2 protein-coding genes are annotated in these 3,046 nt (G+C 46.1%); both read left to right on the plus strand.

Annotation, left to right across the window (positions count from 1 at the left end; translation table 11 throughout):
* Positions 1-227: 227 nt before the first annotated feature.
* The gene (locus QUA57_RS27505; protein ID WP_333064921.1) at positions 228-677 is read left to right on the plus strand and encodes a DUF4347 domain-containing protein; all 450 of its coding nucleotides are present in this window, start codon (positions 228-230) and stop codon (positions 675-677) included.
* 166 nt (positions 678-843) lie between these two features.
* On the plus strand, positions 844-3,046 hold a 2,203-nt coding region (locus tag QUA57_RS27510; RefSeq protein ID WP_445304512.1), incomplete at its 3' end, for a choice-of-anchor Y domain-containing protein.

A 3,046-nucleotide genomic window follows, 5' to 3' on the forward strand; every position in this document is an offset into this window, starting at 1 on the left:
GGCACATCTCTTGATGAAGTTATTCGTGCTTATTGTGCAGAAAGAGTGTCTCATACTTATTTGAAATGACTATAACTCGCCTCTACAAGATGAATCCGTTGCAGCTTCACAAAAAATTACTATTATTCACCCTTGATGCTGACATTTTACCGATGACACTTCATATATAAATTTGCTAAGGTAAATACACCTTAATTTCCGTACCTTCATCTACCTTCAGGTGTATTATGCCAGACTATATAAGTTTAGTCCCCACCGCGATCGCCTTTCTCGACTCTGCTCTTCCCGATGGCGAAACTCTCCGCAACGGTATCGCAGCGGGGACAGAAGTTATTACCCTGGATGGGGCGCGGGATGGACTAGAACAAATAACGGCCGCGCTAGCGAGTCGCAGCAATATAAAAAGCATTCATATCATCTCCCACGGCAGCCCCGCGAGTTTGCAGCTAGGCGCGATCGATCTAAACTTAATAAATTTAAAAAGTTATGCTAAACAATTGCAGCGTTGGTCGCGATCGCTGGCAGACAGTGCAGAGATTTTGCTGTACGGGTGCGATGTAGCGGCGGGGGAGAAGGGCGCTAACTTTGTGCAGCAACTTAGTCAGCTAACCCAGGTAAAAATTGCTGCTTCTAGATCGCCGATCGGCAGTTCCGCAATAATCCAAGCTTTTGCTTGACACTGCTCAGCACTCCAGATATTATTTTAGTAACAAAAATGACCTCCACAAGCAACTCTACGGGCAATAATCTCAGTGTAATTACGCAAATTAAATTTAACAGTGAAAAAACAGCGACAGTAGTTGACAGCTAATACATAATCATTTCAAATTTAGGTGCATCTAGATGGGACAGATAATTATTAACGAATTCCGGCGGGATACTGCAAACATTACAGACAACGAGTATGTAGAGTTACTGCTCACAGAAGATGTAAGTGCAACTCAGCTTCAGAGCTATTTTGTAGGCGACTCAACTGATCCAACTCCAGCTAAATATTCAGCTTATCGATTTACTAATATGGCAAGTATTGCTCCTGTGTTTAAAGCAGGAACAATACTTACGATCGGTGGTTCGGTTGCTAATCAAGAGATTGCCTACAACCCCATACCGTCGGGAACAAACACCGATTGGAACATTCGATTGAGTCCCGCAGGTGGATTTTTGACAAAGCTGCTCCCAGCCGGAAATTTGCCTGGGGATTTTGCAGCCTCAGATATTGTTTGGGTAGATACTAGCAGTGCGGGAATTACTTCTGTTGATTCCCTCGCCTGGAGGACATCAGGGACACACGGAGCCTTTGGGAGTGCAGCTAAGGTGCAAATTCCAGCACCAAGCAACGGGGGTAATGTCGAGTTTTCGAGCGATATAGGCGGCATCAACAGAACTGCTAGTTATACTATAGATAGTCCCGGCTCCTTGGGTTTACCCAACGGCGGAATTAATACTATTTATATTAACAGTCTCCGCAACCGGCCGGTTAACATTGCTCCGACTTGGGCAGGTCCTAATGTTAATCCGCAGATCGCAATTAATGAAGATATACCCAGCGCCGCTAACACAGGCTTTAGTATTTTTAACCTCACTAGCGAGTTAGGCGGTGACGCTAATGGCGATCCTTTGGGTGTAGCAGTCACCGCGACAGACAATACTAACGGTAACTGGCAATTTTCAACTGACGGCAATACTTGGACAAATTTCGGCACAGTGTCGGAAAATTCAGCAACCGTACTCGGCCCGACTCCTCTTTATAATGGCTTACTTGGTAACACTCCCAGTTCTCAAAATTGGCTGTCTTTGGCTAACTTAAATCTTGTTCCTCCTACCGCTAGAGCTTCCGAATTTTTTAACGGTAATGGAGTTAATTTAAACAGCACTGCTGCCAATAGTATTTATGCTGGCTATACAAAGAATCCTTTAAATCCGTCATTTCCCCCGCTCGATCGCACTACGGGCTTTAGCTTATCTTTTAATCTCCAAATTATCTCGGAATCCCGCACTAATCAAAATCGGGGGGGTTTTAGCATTGTTGCCGTTACTAGCGATCGCAAAGCCATTGAAATTGGTTTCCAGCGCCTATCTGCAACTTCGGGCAATATCTTTGCACAAGGCGACGGCATTACTCCCAACCCAAGCGGACAAACCAACGGCTTATTTCTTGCAGCAGAGAATTTTGGTTATAACACCAATATTGCTACTAACTACACTCTCAGAGTTGAAGGTGACAATTACTTTCTTTCCGATGGCAGCGATATCATACTAGCCGGCCCGCTGCGCGATTATTCAGGATTTAGCGGCTTGATAGATCCTTACGAAACTCCTAATTTTCTATTCCTCGGTGACGACACAACCTCGGCGCAAGCTAACATCAACCTGACGCGGGTATCCCTGCAAACGCCTGCGAGAGTCCGCTTTGTACCCAACCCAGACTATTACAGTACCCCTGGAAGCGAACCAACAATTACTTTTCGGGCGTGGGATGGAAGTAACGGAGTGGGTAACGGTACTGCCGGCGTCAATGCTTCAGTTACTGGTGGAACAACGCCGTTTAGCACTAATAGTTTAACAAGTTCGATCGCAGTTAATCCAGTCAACGATCCACCTTCGTTTGTCAAAGGGGTCGATCCCATCGCCAGCCACAACGCAGGCCCGCAAACAGTCCCTGGATGGGCTACAGCCATTTCCCCAGGCCCCGCCAACGAGTCGGCTCAAACTGTTAGTTTTCAAGTAGTGGGTAATGACAATACTGCTTTATTCAGCGTACCACCGGCGATCGACTCTTTAGGACAACTGACTTTTACGCCGGCGGGGGGTGCAACTGGCGCTGCCAATATCACTCTAAACCTCAGAGACAGTGGCGGTATAGCTAACGGTGGCGTCGATACTTCGGCAAACCAGACATTTGTGATTAACATAACCAATAATCCACCATTCGCAGTAATTGACAATTACAAGACCCTGCATGGTAAAGTCCTGAATGTGCCTGTTGTTGAGGGAGTTTTAGCCAACGACATCGACTCGGACGGTGATGTATTGACGGCAACTAAAG

Origin of the sequence: Microcoleus sp. Pol7_B2, from assembly GCF_036701035.1 — a bacterium.
GTDB lineage: Bacteria > Cyanobacteriota > Cyanobacteriia > Cyanobacteriales > Microcoleaceae > Microcoleus.

Excerpts from the sequence above, each read along its gene's own strand:
- QUA57_RS27505 (WP_333064921.1), top strand. The coding sequence starts at position 228 with ATGCCAGACTATATAAGTTTAGTCCCCACCGCGATCGCCTTTCTCGAC.